Origin of the sequence: Vibrio penaeicida, assembly GCF_019977755.1 — a bacterium.
Classification (GTDB): Bacteria; Pseudomonadota; Gammaproteobacteria; order Enterobacterales; family Vibrionaceae; genus Vibrio; species Vibrio penaeicida.
In genome coordinates this window covers 14,048-28,179 of the sequence record NZ_AP025146.1, presented here as the reverse complement: position 1 = coordinate 28,179, position 14,132 = coordinate 14,048, and the positions used below count along the sequence as shown (strand labels likewise).

The window sequence follows — 14,132 nt, the reverse complement described above, 5'->3', positions numbered from 1 at the left end:
TTTGGGATATCGCATTCAGTAAAATGGGTGCGATATTTTTTTGCATTAAATTCAATGACTTAACGTTAGTGTTTCTCAACAACTGTTTTCGCTTATTAGTACTGAACGTACTGATAGGGAAAATTGGAATGAAGTTGCTAGGCTTGAACACTTACATCGAATCTAGACTGGTTGTGAAAGGAAGAATAAACGCTTTTGATATCGTCAAAGTGTTTGGAGTAACCAAGAAAACGGCAGGGAAAGAAATTGGTGCTTTCAATAAGCTCTACCCTTCTACGATTAATTATTGTCGCAAGACCCATACCTGGCTACTTAATGATTTGGCACCCCTCAATAAAAACCTAAGTGTTCAGGACGCTGAGCGATTCATTGCCAATATCGAATTGTTGCATGAGCATCAATCCCCGATTTTGAGCTTCTTGGAGTGTGAAATTCAGCTTCGTGGTAAATTGGCTCGAAAGAGTATTGCTTCAAAATTTGGCATCACGACTAGAACGGTCACAGCAATGCTGAAAACCTATAATCAAATGCGGGCCTCTAATCTTGTCATAAAGGAAAATGGCATGAACTATCAGCCTTCATTTACTTTCTTACCGTTATTTATTAAATCTGTAACGCAAGCTAAAGAATTTGAGCAAGCTTTAGACGAGATCATGTTACTGAGATAACCACCCTGCGTTACCACGTAACACTCAAGGAGAAAGATTAGTCTTGAGGTATGAATGGGAAATTGAATTGGTTAAGGTCTATCTCTTCCAAGAATGGGGTTAGTTCTTTCGTGATGTACTCAATAGCATGTTTGCTATGGAGCTTGTCACCTTTGTATTTTTCAACAAGAGTGCATTTTACCTCTTCTACCTTTTCCAGTATTTCATGAAGAGAGAGAGCTGAATTAGCTTTAACATTGCCTAAGATGTCTAGGTTCTTATCCCCTACACGGTAAATGATTAACCGTTTTGAATAAATCCGTAACGCTGTTAAGTGGTCTGCTCTGATATCGCGGCTGATGGTTGAGAGCTCAATCTTCTTACCGATTTTTTCTTCTAGATCAGAAAGCATATCGGGTATTAATTGAGGCAAAGTCTGTAATACATATTGGTACTTACTAACGCTTACTTCGGTGTTGTTGAATGGGTTCGTGTAACTCAGGTTAACAAGATAGCGTGATGTACTGATGTCAAATTTGTAGAAATGGACAAGTAATGACACATCTCGTTCCACTCCCTGTTCTGAAATGAATCTAGCTGGCAGTTGAAAGCTTATGGCCTCGTGTTTATTGACTACCGATGTATAGTTTACGAGCTGCGATTTGGTGAGCAGTGGGTATAGATTAATCTGATCGCAAAGGTTCCAGTTTGGAAATAATCCGCCTATGCTCTCAATTAAATTGAGACCTTCTCGTTTAGTGAATAACTCTCTTTTTGCTTGGTTTGTCAAAGTGCCTCCTTAACTTGTGACGGGGTCGGACAACTAGAGGTAATGTTATTCGCATTGAGACCGACTTTTAGAAGGTCCTCTACCTCTTTCTTAATTCTGAAGTATTCAAACTGGGAAATGCGGTAGTCTTGTAATGTGTCTTCGATGCTTTGTGGGAGACACTGTATCGGCTCCACAGCTTTTGCGATTGATTGATATGTTCGCAGACTGATTTCAGTTTGTGTGAAACCGACAATGCCGCTTACCGAGAAAATAGCCGTTAAGAGGATAGTTATTCTCAGCATTGCCCATGTATCACGTACATTTGAGCGAGCAAATTCTATTTCAGTCTTCATTGCAGCTTACCTTTACAGTGCATTGATTTTTCGATTATTTCTGACTTTATCGTGTGCAATTCCTTTGAACCGAGTTCAACAAACTCGAAGTAAGTAATACGGTTGTCTTTAAGGGCATTTGTTATTGCCTGCCTCGAATAACATGAGTTTAATTCCTGAACGTGGCCGTAATCTTGTACTGAAATCTCAAGAACCATAGGCATCCATAACTCCATTAAATGTGTTATGAACACCGCGGCGCCAATGATTGAAGTTATGCAAAAAACTCCATTCCATAGCCCTAGCGTTCTATCCATTCTGTTAAGACGTTCTACTTCTAATCTCTCTTGGTTCGTCACGGGGATTCCTCCTATGAGCTGATTGTATGAGTGATTTAATCAACACATTGGCTACCATCAATCATCAGATTGTGGAGCCTGTTTTTGTGCCCAATTGATTCTAGGTTGTTAAGAAAAATGGACTCAAAATACGTTATTTTCCCATCTTCGATGGCTTCTAATAGATCATCTGGAAAGCAATCAAGTTGCTTTACTGAATCGTAGATCTCTTCGTATTCCTCAAATGTAAGCTCAGAAATTTGATGGTAATTCATGGAACAAATTACAGTTATTGCTGCGAGAATGACTGGTAAATACAAACCATAAATCACCTTTTGATACCGACGAATTTTCTTTTCGTCTAAGGCAGTTTTACTGTGATATTCTTCAATGCTCCATGGTTTATCGCACATTAGTTGCCTCCATATATTGCAGGTGATTCAGTTCTAAACTGCACTCTTCAGCGTTCTGTAGTACGAAGTTCTTGGCTTTCATTTGCTTTATAGTTGGTATTTGGTCCATTTCGGCATACGTGATAACCCCATCATCGAAGAAAAATTTCTTGTAGATTTCCTCCGTTTCACACGAGTAGTTTTTTATGAGTGTTGAGTACTCGTCTTTGTCTATTTCGTGATTACCTGAAAACCACACAACAGCGCAAATGCACAATGCCAATAGTGAAAACCCAGTCATTGAGCCTAATAATTCACTCATTTCTTTGTAGCGCGCCTTTCTGTCTGCTGTGGTTTGATAGGCTCTTTGGGCTTTATGTAATTGCGGATCGTTATTAATCATGTTGATACTCTATTATCCATTTTGTGATGAATACCAATGACTAGATTTCGTAAGTAGCAAGCGAAGTGATAAGTCCAAGGCAATACCGATTGTGGTAATGACAATGACATAAGGAATAATTCCGTCCATTGCTAGATAGCGTCTTAGAAGGAAGATTCGGTAACCAAGACCGGCTTGCGCGGCGATTGCTTCAGAAGCAATGAGGAACAACCACCCAGCGCCAAGCGATAAGCGCACTGAGTCGATTAACTTCGGCAAAGTAAGAGGAAGCATGATCTTTAGCGCGATTTGAAACCTGTTCAGTCCCAAAGTTTGCGCTTTGACAGTAAGCTCAACTGGTAGTGATCGTATATATAGAATTAGGTCTCGAGTGATCAGCGGGGTCACGCCTAGAACAATGAGACCGATTTTACCTGTCTCACCAACTCCAAGAACGATGAAAAGTACGGGCAATAGAGATAGAGGTGGAATCATTGAAAGAAAGGTTAGAGCAGGATTTGTAAGGGCATAAATGCCTTTATAACTCCCAATGAACACTCCCAAAGCCAATGATACGACTGCTGCTATACCAAAGCCTGATACTAATCTAGTTAAGCTGGCGCGAATGTCTGAGAGCAATACAATTTCACCGGAACGCTTATCCGGGACAAGCGCTAAATTGGCAAAAGTGTCAGCCATTTGTGCAAAGCTTGGTAGAATTTTGTCTCTTGGATTTTCAGACAGTCGGAAGTCTGAGCCCATTTGATACGCAACCAAAGCAATGATGAATGGCAATACAGCCAGAATGACTTTTACTTTTTTATTTGGTGATTTGTATAACTCAAATAACATCGCACCATACCCCCTATTTAGCTGCCATTGCTGCTACTTCTGCCATGTACTGACTAGTAAATCGCAATTTGACGTTAGTAGGGTCGCCTAGAACTGATCCATCCGGGAATTGAATACCTACGACATCCGGTGATGGTGCATATTGACCAAAAAGCCCTTTAGAGAAGCTAAAAGTTCGAACAAAATCCATAGCATCTTTGACTGATTTAGACTCCATCGCGGCTGTCGCTTCTGCTGGATCGTAGAACATATGAGTGGTACGCAATTGGGCTTTAAACTCACTAATGGTCGAACCTGAATTGGCCGCCATCTCTGCGATAAGTGGTTCTGCAGTTTGTGGGTCATTAAGTAATCCCATAACCTCATACCAAGCTTCTGTAATCGCTGCTTTGAAGTTATCTGGTGCATCTGTACGAGCGACAAGTACATCCATAATTTCGCCTGGAATGTCAGAGCTATCGAAAACAAGGTTTGCGTCTGGATCAGATAACACGGTCATTAGTGGTGGGTTCCATGTGACCGCTGCAAACTCGGGCTTCGACAACACAAGCGCAGCTAGATCGGCATCTGACGTATTTACAATGTTCAAATCACGTTCTGATAAACCTGCCTTTTCGAGCGCACGAGCAAGTAGATAGTGTGAAACACTCAGCTCAACAAGGTGAACATCTTGACCAGCAAGGTCTGAAACGGAGTTTCCACCTTTAATAACGATGCCATCGTTGCCATTTGAATAATCGCCAAAAATAATGGCTGAGCTATCAAGGCCAGACACAGCAGGAATGGTTAATGCATCAAGGGTTGTCATCGCACAAGCTGTGTAGTTACCAAGCGTATATAGGTTGATTGATTCAATGTAGTCAGGGACTAACTCTATATTGATATCCACGTTGTATTTCTGTTCTGCACGCTCTAATGCACCTGTACTTTCCATTAAAGCGTACGGCTCCCAGCCGACATAGGTCGAGTAGCAGATATTGAATGTCTCTTTAGCATGCGCACCGGCACTTAAAAGTATTGATGTAAGAGCAGTTGAAAGAATGGCCTTTTTCATGATTTCGTTTCCATTTTAAAAAAAGGCAGCCGACAGCTTAACTGGCTGCTAAATAGCAAGGAATTAGATTAGTTACAGTTCAACGTGGAACTGACTGCGTTGCTGTTCGCCTTCTTCAAGGCGGTGCACTTCTTTATCCATTTGATTGGTCATATCTTGAAGAGCGGCGACTTCTGTTTTCATTTTCCCAAGCGCTTCAACTCGGAACTTAGAAACATCATCGATGGCGTTAATTGTGTTATCGAATGCGCGCTTCATCACTTCGACCTGGATGTAAGGCTCTTGGCTTTGGTTTAGTACCGCTACGCCCTGCGTCAGCAACTGCTCAGAAATTTGAGTGATCATGTCTTCGGTGACTTGCTTCGCTGAATCGATCGCTGCGATGACCTTCTTCTGACGTTGCAAGGCAATGGCCAGACTAGAAGCGATTCCCAACGCCGTAAGCGTATGTTTGATAGCTCGATCAACCGAACGGACCAATTCTTCATTTGTGCGGATCACAAATTGACTCGTAACGAAGCCCTGTGTATAGATGGCTTTACTTGTTAGTAAATCCTGATGACGCTGCGTGAGAGAGAAAAGGATTTCTTCTTGTAAGAAGCGTTTCTTTTCAGGATTAGCTTCACTTTCAACTTGCTCGCCGATCAACTTTACGACTTCGCCTGCAAAGGCAATATGGTCATCAAGCAGGAACATTTGTTGACGGTAGTTCTTTTGATCTTCACGTAATGTCGTGTTGTCACGTTCAAGTTGGTTCTTACCGTCTAACAGACCTTGCTCAATTGACTTGATGACGCTTTCAGCTGATGAAAACTTAGAAATCCAAGTTCGTAGAGGTGTTGGGACTCCCAGATATGAAAGGAACTGGCGGAAGCCTGAAAGCTCGGTAAAATTGAAATTATTAGGGTCAATATCACGAGCTACAGCCTCTAACTCTAGTAGGCCTACCGCAACATCGCCGCCGCTTTCCGCGTCAGATATCAACACTGACATTGGTTGCTGTAAGAGCTTAGACATCTTGTTCAGATTTGACTCAACCGGCGAGCCCAATGCTTTGGCCTGGGTATTAGCATCTAACTGGCTATCTAAGTCTTGAGGCTTGATAGCAGTTAAGCTCTGAACAAATTCTTTCGCTTTCAATTGAACTTCAGGCTTCAGTTCTACGTTGTTCAGCGTTTCTTGTGTTTGCATGTCCATAGTTACAGACGTTGAATCGGTACTCATCGGGTTAGTCCTTTTGGTTGTATAGGTGTGTTCTTGAGATCAGCATGTTCACTTCCTGCAAGCTGTCTTCGATGCTTTGGTTTGATTCTGACTTCGTTGTGATCTTGGCCAGCTCAGTGGTGCTTTTGTTCAGGGCCGTCATGACAGCTTCGTTACTTTGTAAAATCAGCTGTTTGCGGTCTGTGGTTTCTCTATAAAGAGTCAGGCGCTCTTTAAGCTGAACAATCGTGAGTTGGTCTTCTTCGGACTGAATCTGCTTGTTCAGACGTTCTGTATCGATATCCTTAATTGCATGAGATAGCAGTAGATATTGCTTCAACGAATCCACGGCACCCAGGAACAAACGTTCGGCTGCAGTTAGGTAGCGTCGATGAGTTAGCTCACCGTCATCGAACTGCAGATTTAGGACTGTTAGGTATGACTCAAACTTCTCGTGTAGCAAGTCGAGCTGATTTGTTGCCAATGTTTCACCAAGCTCATTCAGGCCCCGCTTCACTTCTAGTGAAAGCGCCTCACGTTTTATGACGGCTTCAGCTCGAAGTTGATCAGCGATCTCAAGTTTTATGTCATTACTTCTAGTTGCGAATCGAACTAAGTAATTCACTCCGCATGCAATCAGAAGTAGTGTCGCGGTGACACCAAAGAACAGTCGCATTGATTCGAACAGAATTAGAGCCAGCCCATTCGCTAGAGTGGTGATCACAAGCACATGAGATGCAAGGTCATTAGTGACTTTGGAACGGTAAAGCGTATCCACTTCTTTCTTACAAATATCCATGACGCCCCCTAAAACCCTTCACTTAGAAGAATGAGCTCGACACGAGGTAAGCGATATTTATACGCCCTGTATGATTCTCCGGTCTGGCGAACTAATGGTTCTTTGCCACCGACGCCAATTGCTTTGACACGATTTGGGTCAATGCCGTGAGCCAAAGTGAAGTATCGCTCTACGAATTTTGCTCTGTTTTCAGAAAGCTCTAAATTGGCATCCTTATTTCCGCTGGTGGAGGTGTGTCCTTTTACTAGTAAACGATAAGTTGGGTAATGCTTTAAATCTTCTACCGCGATGTCTAGCGTTTGTTTTGCTGTTAGTGATAGCTCGCTACGACCGTTAGAAAACTGAATGACAGGTGTTTTCAACTTGCCGACAAGCTTTAGGTTGGACCACTCTTTGTCAGTGAGTGCTTCAAATGTGACTGGCTGTGGCTCTGGTTCAACAAATGTACCCGCGGCTACTCGGTCTTTCAGAATTTCACTTACCACTTTGCTCGATATCAATCTGTGAGGGTTATTATCGGGAATAGAAACCTTAACCCCTGTCTTTTCGAGCAAATCCTTGGTTCGTTTAATTACGTCATAAAGGCTGTCGTTAATGTACGACTGGCCAGTAACTTTATGAACTGGATACCAGTGAATGGCATTGTCATTGAAGTCAGAGAACTCTACGCCCGACATCATCTTGCTAACATCGGATTTTTCGAAGCCGGTTGCTTTTACTACATCATTGAGTAATGCACTCGGCGCTACTCGCTCAATGCTTATGGTTTCGAAATACTCATTTACAACGGTCTTCACGTAAGAGAAGTCTTCCTGCAATACGTTTTTATTGACCAACAAAATGTCAACAATGACGCCTTGCATATCTGCCGTTGAAATCACTTTGTCAACGCCATTGATCGCAAGTGCCTTTGTTAAATCAGGCTCCCACAATACGGCGGAGTGAACGTCCTTGTTCTTGAGCGATTTGAGGACACCTTCTGAATCTTTCTTTTCGACATCGTTCCCTTTTGAACTTAAAGCAAAATGAGAACGAATTGCTCGCATCAGATGATGTGAAGGAGTATCGGGAATGTAAGCTACTTTTATGTTTGGCTTATCAAGATCGTTGACTGTCTTAACTTCATCATTCCAAGCAACGATGGCGTCACCCCCTTTTGACTGGTCAATGACTGCAATAGCAACACCTGGAAAATCATAATCCTGCGCAACAGATAGATATGCGTCGATTGTCGTTACAGCAAAGTCGACGTCACCTTTCTTTAGACGTTCAAATCGGTCACCGAGGTCTGCTTTGTCATTGTCACACTCCCAATGAATTTTCTTTTCTGCAAGTCTTCTCTTCAACGTGCTAGAGCAAAGGACTGAGTAACCAATCCAGTCATCCATTGCCATTGTGAAACTTCGTTCGAACGAGGAACTGTCGCTTAGATTAATGTCACGCTCCACTTCCTTCTCTTCAAGAAAGAAATTGATGCTAAGCATTCCGATTGTGATCGCCGCTAGAGCGACTCCAGTGACCGCTAATCTCATCGCCCTACTCCTTGAACTCAGTATCTACGTCGAAGCTTTCAGCTTCTGCAGTGACAGTGCCTAGTCCAGTAAGCAGCTGTTCTGCATTTTGAGCAGATTGGTAGTTAACGTACCCCTTACGATTTAGAGCGTGATCATCATCGATACAAAAACCAATGGTATGGATGTTAATTGGCGTTTCTACGATGATTTTGTCGACCATACTGTTCATCAATGGCGTATCGCCTGCCACACCATCTGTCACAATGACGAGATTGTAATCACCGTAGGAAAGTTGCATTGCAGCCTGGTCATTCAGTGAACGCAACGCTTGAGAGATACTGCTGCCCAATGGCGTGCCATGGTTAGGTTGTACTTTTGAAATAAAGTCGATGACCTTATGTTTGTGCGCTGCTCCTGAGTCTAACGCTGCTCGCTCGTTTGACCCATGCTCATCGAATACATACAAACCAATCTGAGTGTCATCGGACAGAGAGGATACAAATTGAGTGAGTGCATCTTTAGCGACGTCAATACGGCTATTTCCGTTACCACAGCTTGTTCTATCCATCGAACCACTTCCGTCTAGAACGATGTAATAATTTTTTGCCAGCAGGTTATTGCTGACCATTGCGCTAGGTTGTTCCAGTTGTGGCCAATTGTTTGCAGCACCGACAGAACCGTATCCGATTTGAGTGGATGTTGCCGCTTTCTGCTCATTCTCTGCTTTAACCAATACTTTTGGGTTTGAGGGTGAATTGCTACCGTCTTTACAGCCCATTAGAGCAAGGACAAGAGATACGCATATCATTGAACGTTTCATATTGAGCCCCTCTTATAGTGGATTAAATGCTGTTTCTTCCGTTTCTACGTTTAGTAGACGAAAGCTCACTCGCATGTTGGATAGCCATTGTTCCTCATTTTTCGGAGCACATGGCTGTGCACCACACAGGCCGGTTTTTGGTTGACTGATCCCGTGTCCAACGACAGAGAATTGTGAAGGGTCTAGGAAAAGGTTGTTTTCTTGGCCAAACTCGATCAATGACTGGCGTACTTCAGTTGCTCGGCTCAGGCTTAGGTTTTTTAGCCCTTGTTTCATTCGGCTTAATACTAGGTTGCTTTCACCTTGTTTCACTTTTCTTAGGTAGCCCATTGGGTCTGAATGACCTTCTACGATGATGACGGCGCCTGAGTAAATCGCTGAAAGCTCGATCACTTTGTCAAATTCACTTTGATATAGTGATGAATCAAAACCGCGCTGGTTTGGACGGAAGAACACATCAAAGCTGTAGAGCGTGTCATCATCCAGTGTGTTGAGTTTTTGCTTTTTATCGACTACTGCACTGAGGGTTTTAGTATCAAATTTTGGTTGATTAACCTTTTCAGCGTAACCATTCGAGTGAAGTCGATAATCAATATCGGCTTTGAGAACAGTACCGGCGCTCTTTATTGCTCCCATTGCAAGCAGGCCAGAAACCGTTTCTTTATTGATCACTTCAAAATTTCGAGCTGAATCACCAGTGAAAAATGCCTTATTATCCTGGAAGTTTGCAATGTAAGCATCGCTGACCATTGGTTCAATTTCGTCAACTGCCAGCTTGCTATCAAACAACAATTCAGCTGCATCTTCCTTTAACATTTTGTGGGCCAATGCTGTAGGAAGCGATTCTTGAGCTTTCAAAAGCGCCATGGCTAACGAGTCTACTTTTGACTTGTTGTTTTGGTAAAAGTCTTTGCGCACCGCAATAACATCAGTAATGACTTTTGAGGCACTTTCAGTGCTCATTACTATGCTTGCCCCTTTGACTGAACCTTCAGCACCAGTACCAACATTACCTCCGCTTGTTAGAGCAAGTGCATCTGGAGTAATCACAAACGCTGCATCTACTGAATCGTCAAATAAGGCTTCTGCAGGTGTCTGCTCTGTACCCGTTAAGTCTCGCGTGTAGAAGAAGTCTACTTTATCCACTTCACAGCCAGCATCTTTAAGGATTCGGTTTGCATAGTTAAGATGTGGCCCGAATGCATTGATGGCGATTGTCTTATCACACAATTCTTTAGGTTTTAGGCCATCCTTCACTACAAGGGCGTCACCACCTTCAGACCAACTAAGTTGTGAAATGACAACAGGAGTTAAATCGTCATTTCCCTTAACTGATGCCGCGGCAAGGTTAATCATCGACATGGTTCCACGCAGAAATGGGGTTTTCCCTTTCATATAGTCTTTGATTTGGTCTTGAAATCGGTCCTGACGTTCTAGTTCTAGATAGAACCCCGTTGGCGCAATGAGCGAGCCATCCGTAGTCACTTTTGCGCCATTTGCGTAAATGGTAGCTACGTCAGCGCCCCAGCTAATGATTGGCATTGAGTATTTGTGGCTATCTTTAACTGAGTTGGTTGTTGCAATCACTGTATCTTCAATTGCAGTGACTGGAAGACGTTCAACCGAGTGAGCTGTCGCACTAGCAAGTGCTAGAGTTAAAAGAGATAACTTGAGCATTCCTATAATTCCTTTTTATTTGGTGAGTGGAATGATTTGGCGCTTTTCACACAAAACGAGTCAGGGTGTGTAAGGTTAAAATCGTCCACAGATTGGATAACGTCTGGGTCAAACGCTGAACGTCTAATTCGAGCAACTAGTTCCAAAAATTCAGGCTTGTGTTTGATGTCAGTTGAACGTGCCAAATCATCAAGGCACACATCTTCAACAATGGTGGCTCCGTGACCTTTAGCTGATGGGTATCCGTCGTAATATTGGCTGAGTGCCAGTAATCGTGTTCCGAGATAAGCTGCTTCTTCTAGGCTATGAGTGATGAAAATTACGGTCATCCGTAACTCTTCATGTAACTGCATTAGAAACGTTTGCAGAAGCTCTCTAGACACTTGATCTAGTGCGGCGAATGGTTCGTCCATTAACAGTATTTCTGGACTAGCGATTAGAGCCTGAGCAATTGCAGCTCTTTGTTGCATTCCACCTGAGAGTTCATGAGGTAATTTATGCGCAGCATCTTGCAATAGGACTCTTTCTAAGTAGTACATGGCATAGTCAACCAATTCAGCCTGAGGTGCAGGATTGCCATTGATACCAAGATGCTTGACGCCTAAAAGTACGTTATCTAACACTGAAAGATGCGGAAACAGTGAATACTTTTGGTAAACAACTCCCCTACTCGGTGAAGGCTCAGAGATGTGACGTCCTTTAATAATGACATCACCTGAACAAGCTTGTTCTTGACCTAGAATGATTCGTAATAAACTGCTTTTTCCGCAGCCAGACGGTCCAACAAGACTGACAAATTCTTGTTTTCTGATCGCGAGGTTTACGTTCTTAAGAACGGTCTTATCACCGTAGCTCTTTTGGAGGTTATCAACTGTAAGTAGGTATGGTTGAAGGCTCATGCTACGGCCTCTTTTATGTTGAGGCTCCAGCCAGTTAGCAATTGATCGTCCCAAAACACCCGCTTTTGTTCGGTTGTTGATAAAGCTTTTTCATCTGCGATTTTCAGTTCAATTGCACGTTGAAAATAATGTTGTGGAGGTAATTCACCGTGTACGAGATATAGAAGGGATGACAGAAGGACTCCGCACTTGCAGCACTGGGTATCTATTGCTCTGAGAGCTTCATTAATCGCTTTACGGTCCGTTGGATTTCTATGGTCAAAACCCAGCTTTCCAAAAAATTCGCTGTGGCTATAAATCTGCTTTTCGTTCCAACATTCAAGCAACACAGATTTGATTGTCGCGATACGATTAATTTTACGATCGTATAGTGCGATTGCGTCGACTACGTTAACCATGGCCATGCTTTGCGTGTCAGCTTCCATCAGGCGAATTGATATGTCGCCATTCAATTCAGCATTTTTCATCTCAGTCGATGACAATGACAAAGCTTTCTTAACCAAGGTCATTGGTAAGTAAGAAACCGCCGATTCAGGCTGATTCTTTGTTTGCTTCAGATAGTCCAATGTATTAAGTCGGTGAATCATTTGCGCACTCCCTGTTCCTGTTATCGACTATCGCCAATTAGGGGAGCTATATGGAGGGGGTTATGTGACCTAAGTCACCTCAAGGGAGTAAAGCACTCCCCTTTTTTTTCCACCCCCCCATAAGTTCAATTAGAGAGGTGGCACTTTAGTTGAAGTGACTAAATGCCTGTTGGAGTTGAGTTTTAATGATTTATTGCTAGGATTTACTGAAGCTCTCTGCAAGCTCGCTGCTAGTAAGCAAAGTCAATGACAGCAGGTACTATTCTAAAATCGATTGTTCAATATGATTGGCATCGAGCAGCTAGCCCCTCAGATATGCCAATGTATTGGAGAAATCTATATGCGAGTCAAATTGAGCTCTAATCAAGTTGATGACATCAAAAAATGGTTAAAGCTAGTTCGGAAAATCTCACCTACTAAATTCAAACTGAGTCACGCTCAAGATCTTATGTTTGAACAAGGCTTTGGCTATAGAGATTTCAAGGAAGCAAAAAAATTAAGCCATGACCATGTATGTTCAAGTGGGTTAAACCCAGAAGAAAAATCTCAAGTCATCTCTTGTTTACAAGATCAGTTTCATCTAAGTGAAGCCGATTCCATTGAAGTATTAAACAAACTCAAGCTTGATACCCCGGATACCCGAAGGGCTCCTATGTTTATTGATGAAGCTGGGCTATTTTTCAACTCCATAGTCGATAACCAGCCAATCAGTGACGGCTTTTTGCAGAAGCTGAGAAGTAAAGGGATATTTCCACTGAATTGGGAAACAGTAAAAGTTGATGGCAAGTATTTGGTTTTAACCATGGATAGCTACGCTCAGGCTCAGTTAGACATTGATTTTCAATCGAGTACTGAAGAAATCAAAACACTTGTTTGTACCTATGCGTTGCCAATCATGGAAGCCATTCAGTCACCGGAGGTTTTCAAACACAATCCGCTAGACCTTCAAATCACATCAGATGGCAAGTTACTTAACTCGAACTCAAAAGTTGTAATTGCACCAAATGTCGACTCGAAACAAGAGTTGTTGGATCAGGTGCAATCACTCCTTACTTGCTCTGAACTAAATGTATCATTGCAAGGTGGATATTTGATGAGGTACCTAGATGCCTCAATTTCAATAGATATTGCACATCAATTCAAACCGTTGGTATCACCAACTCTCTATTTCAATATTTGTAGTGAGTACCCCCTCTTAATCAAGGGCTGCAACATAGAAGTTATTCCCATCGATGACGAATACCCGAACGCTGAATGCATAAGTCAGTTTCAAAAACTGAGAGGGTTACAATCAGCAATCAAAGACTCAGATTTTGAGAAACAATTAAAGAGCAGGGTCAATAATGCGTCTGATAGTGATTGGATGCTAATCTGGGAGCACTTACAGAGCATTTCACACCAAGGCCATTTAGCTGAGAAAGAACAATGCCGCACTCCCCTACTCTTTTCTAAGTTTAGTGAAGAGTTGGTTTTGAGTTGGGCAGGCAGTTATTTCTCGGATTTCGACTTCGAATACAGCGTTGATGATCATTGCCTAATTGAATATTTATTGATGTCCGATGTCGAGGGCGATGGTTCATTTGATGAATACGAGAAACTTGCCACGCTTGCAGCGGCACTTACCTATCAAGACATAGGTAAAGGCAGACAGTTTGCACGAGCTTTGGATAGACTCATGATTAAGTTTGGTGCGGAGTTCAGCCAGATAAAAAGCCTACTAGGTGCATTTGATTGGTTCCAGAAAAAACTGTCGTCAGAATCCGTAGTCTTTGGTGATGAATATCGAAGTGTTCTAGACACATTTCGCCTTGGTAGAAAACATAACACTAAGTCAATTCAAGTAACTCAGAGCATTACCTAACGC

The 14,132-nt window shown here is 42.6% G+C and carries 16 protein-coding genes; 2 read left to right on the top strand and 14 right to left on the bottom strand.

Annotation, left to right across the window (positions count from 1 at the left end; translation table 11 throughout):
* Positions 1–128 precede the first annotated feature (128 nt).
* Positions 129–668 (top strand): hypothetical protein, encoded by a 540-nt coding sequence (locus LDO37_RS28950; RefSeq protein ID WP_126605887.1) that lies wholly within the window; start codon positions 129–131, stop codon positions 666–668.
* A 37-nt stretch (positions 669–705) separates the two neighbouring features.
* Here the strand turns inward: LDO37_RS28950 and LDO37_RS28945 are convergent, their stop codons facing one another.
* From LDO37_RS28945 to LDO37_RS28880, 14 genes are all read right to left on the bottom strand, one after another.
* The gene (locus tag LDO37_RS28945; protein ID WP_126605888.1) at positions 706–1,437 is read right to left on the bottom strand and encodes a hypothetical protein; all 732 of its coding nucleotides are present in this window, start codon (positions 1,435–1,437) and stop codon (positions 706–708) included.
* Complete coding sequence (locus LDO37_RS28940; RefSeq protein WP_126605889.1) at positions 1,434–1,772, bottom strand: hypothetical protein; 339 nt, start codon at positions 1,770–1,772, stop codon at positions 1,434–1,436. Before LDO37_RS28940 ends, LDO37_RS28945 begins: the two co-directional genes overlap by 4 nt.
* A complete protein-coding gene (locus LDO37_RS28935) occupies positions 1,769–2,110 on the bottom strand; it encodes a hypothetical protein (protein ID WP_126605890.1) in 342 nt (113 codons plus the stop codon). Before LDO37_RS28935 ends, LDO37_RS28940 begins: the two co-directional genes overlap by 4 nt.
* A 35-nt stretch (positions 2,111–2,145) precedes the next feature.
* Positions 2,146–2,502, bottom strand: coding sequence for a hypothetical protein (locus tag LDO37_RS28930; protein WP_126605891.1), 357 nt, complete (start codon positions 2,500–2,502; stop codon positions 2,146–2,148).
* Positions 2,492–2,884: a hypothetical protein gene (locus LDO37_RS28925; protein WP_126605892.1), complete on the bottom strand. Its 393-nt coding sequence runs from the start codon at positions 2,882–2,884 to the stop codon at positions 2,492–2,494. The genes LDO37_RS28930 and LDO37_RS28925 overlap by 11 nt, the downstream gene beginning before the upstream one ends.
* 12 nt (positions 2,885–2,896) lie before the next feature.
* Entirely contained in the window at positions 2,897–3,715 is an 819-nt protein-coding gene (locus tag LDO37_RS28920) for an ABC transporter permease (protein ID WP_126605893.1), read from the bottom strand.
* A 13-nt stretch (positions 3,716–3,728) separates the two neighbouring features.
* Complete coding sequence (locus tag LDO37_RS28915) at positions 3,729–4,769, bottom strand: putative urea ABC transporter substrate-binding protein (RefSeq protein WP_126605894.1); 1,041 nt, start codon at positions 4,767–4,769, stop codon at positions 3,729–3,731.
* A gap of 72 nt (positions 4,770–4,841) precedes the next feature.
* Positions 4,842–5,993, bottom strand: coding sequence for a toxic anion resistance protein (locus tag LDO37_RS28910; RefSeq protein WP_126605895.1), 1,152 nt, complete (start codon positions 5,991–5,993; stop codon positions 4,842–4,844).
* Positions 5,994–5,997: 4 nt separating this feature from the next.
* Entirely contained in the window at positions 5,998–6,771 is a 774-nt protein-coding gene (locus LDO37_RS28905) for a hypothetical protein (RefSeq protein WP_126605896.1), read from the bottom strand.
* 8 nt (positions 6,772–6,779) lie between these two features.
* A complete protein-coding gene (locus LDO37_RS28900; protein WP_126605897.1) occupies positions 6,780–8,303 on the bottom strand; it encodes a phosphate ABC transporter substrate-binding/OmpA family protein in 1,524 nt (507 codons plus the stop codon).
* Between the two features lie 4 nt (positions 8,304–8,307).
* Positions 8,308–9,105 carry a vWA domain-containing protein gene (locus LDO37_RS28895; RefSeq protein WP_126605898.1) on the bottom strand — a complete coding sequence of 266 codons (798 nt, stop codon included), beginning with the start codon at positions 9,103–9,105 and terminating at the stop codon, positions 8,308–8,310.
* 12 nt (positions 9,106–9,117) lie between these two features.
* A complete protein-coding gene (locus tag LDO37_RS28890; protein WP_126605899.1) occupies positions 9,118–10,782 on the bottom strand; it encodes an OmpA family protein in 1,665 nt (554 codons plus the stop codon).
* Between the two features lie 2 nt (positions 10,783–10,784).
* Positions 10,785–11,681, bottom strand: coding sequence for an ABC transporter ATP-binding protein (locus LDO37_RS28885; RefSeq protein ID WP_126605900.1), 897 nt, complete (start codon positions 11,679–11,681; stop codon positions 10,785–10,787).
* Complete coding sequence (locus tag LDO37_RS28880) at positions 11,678–12,268, bottom strand: hypothetical protein (protein ID WP_126605901.1); 591 nt, start codon at positions 12,266–12,268, stop codon at positions 11,678–11,680. The genes LDO37_RS28885 and LDO37_RS28880 overlap by 4 nt, the downstream gene beginning before the upstream one ends.
* 340 nt (positions 12,269–12,608) lie before the next feature.
* Here LDO37_RS28880 and LDO37_RS28875 point away from each other — a divergent pair, with 340 nt between their 5' ends.
* Positions 12,609–14,129: a hypothetical protein gene (locus tag LDO37_RS28875; RefSeq protein WP_126605902.1), complete on the top strand. Its 1,521-nt coding sequence runs from the start codon at positions 12,609–12,611 to the stop codon at positions 14,127–14,129.
* Positions 14,130–14,132: the final 3 nt, after the last annotated feature.

Excerpts from the sequence above, each read along its gene's own strand:
- LDO37_RS28905 (WP_126605896.1), bottom strand. The coding sequence starts at position 6,771 with ATGGATATTTGTAAGAAAGAAGTGGATACGCTTTACCGTTCCAAAGTC.
- LDO37_RS28920 (WP_126605893.1), bottom strand. The coding sequence starts at position 3,715 with ATGTTATTTGAGTTATACAAATCACCAAATAAAAAAGTAAAAGTCATT.
- LDO37_RS28890 (WP_126605899.1), bottom strand. The coding sequence starts at position 10,782 with ATGCTCAAGTTATCTCTTTTAACTCTAGCACTTGCTAGTGCGACAGCT.
- LDO37_RS28900 (WP_126605897.1), bottom strand. The coding sequence starts at position 8,303 with ATGAGATTAGCGGTCACTGGAGTCGCTCTAGCGGCGATCACAATCGGA.
- LDO37_RS28915 (WP_126605894.1), bottom strand. The coding sequence starts at position 4,769 with ATGAAAAAGGCCATTCTTTCAACTGCTCTTACATCAATACTTTTAAGT.
- LDO37_RS28875 (WP_126605902.1), top strand. The coding sequence starts at position 12,609 with ATGCGAGTCAAATTGAGCTCTAATCAAGTTGATGACATCAAAAAATGG.
- LDO37_RS28925 (WP_126605892.1), bottom strand. The coding sequence starts at position 2,884 with ATGATTAATAACGATCCGCAATTACATAAAGCCCAAAGAGCCTATCAA.
- LDO37_RS28940 (WP_126605889.1), bottom strand. The coding sequence starts at position 1,772 with ATGAAGACTGAAATAGAATTTGCTCGCTCAAATGTACGTGATACATGG.
- LDO37_RS28910 (WP_126605895.1), bottom strand. The coding sequence starts at position 5,993 with ATGAGTACCGATTCAACGTCTGTAACTATGGACATGCAAACACAAGAA.
- LDO37_RS28950 (WP_126605887.1), top strand. The coding sequence starts at position 129 with ATGAAGTTGCTAGGCTTGAACACTTACATCGAATCTAGACTGGTTGTG.
- LDO37_RS28895 (WP_126605898.1), bottom strand. The coding sequence starts at position 9,105 with ATGAAACGTTCAATGATATGCGTATCTCTTGTCCTTGCTCTAATGGGC.
- LDO37_RS28880 (WP_126605901.1), bottom strand. The coding sequence starts at position 12,268 with ATGATTCACCGACTTAATACATTGGACTATCTGAAGCAAACAAAGAAT.
- LDO37_RS28930 (WP_126605891.1), bottom strand. The coding sequence starts at position 2,502 with ATGTGCGATAAACCATGGAGCATTGAAGAATATCACAGTAAAACTGCC.
- LDO37_RS28885 (WP_126605900.1), bottom strand. The coding sequence starts at position 11,681 with ATGAGCCTTCAACCATACCTACTTACAGTTGATAACCTCCAAAAGAGC.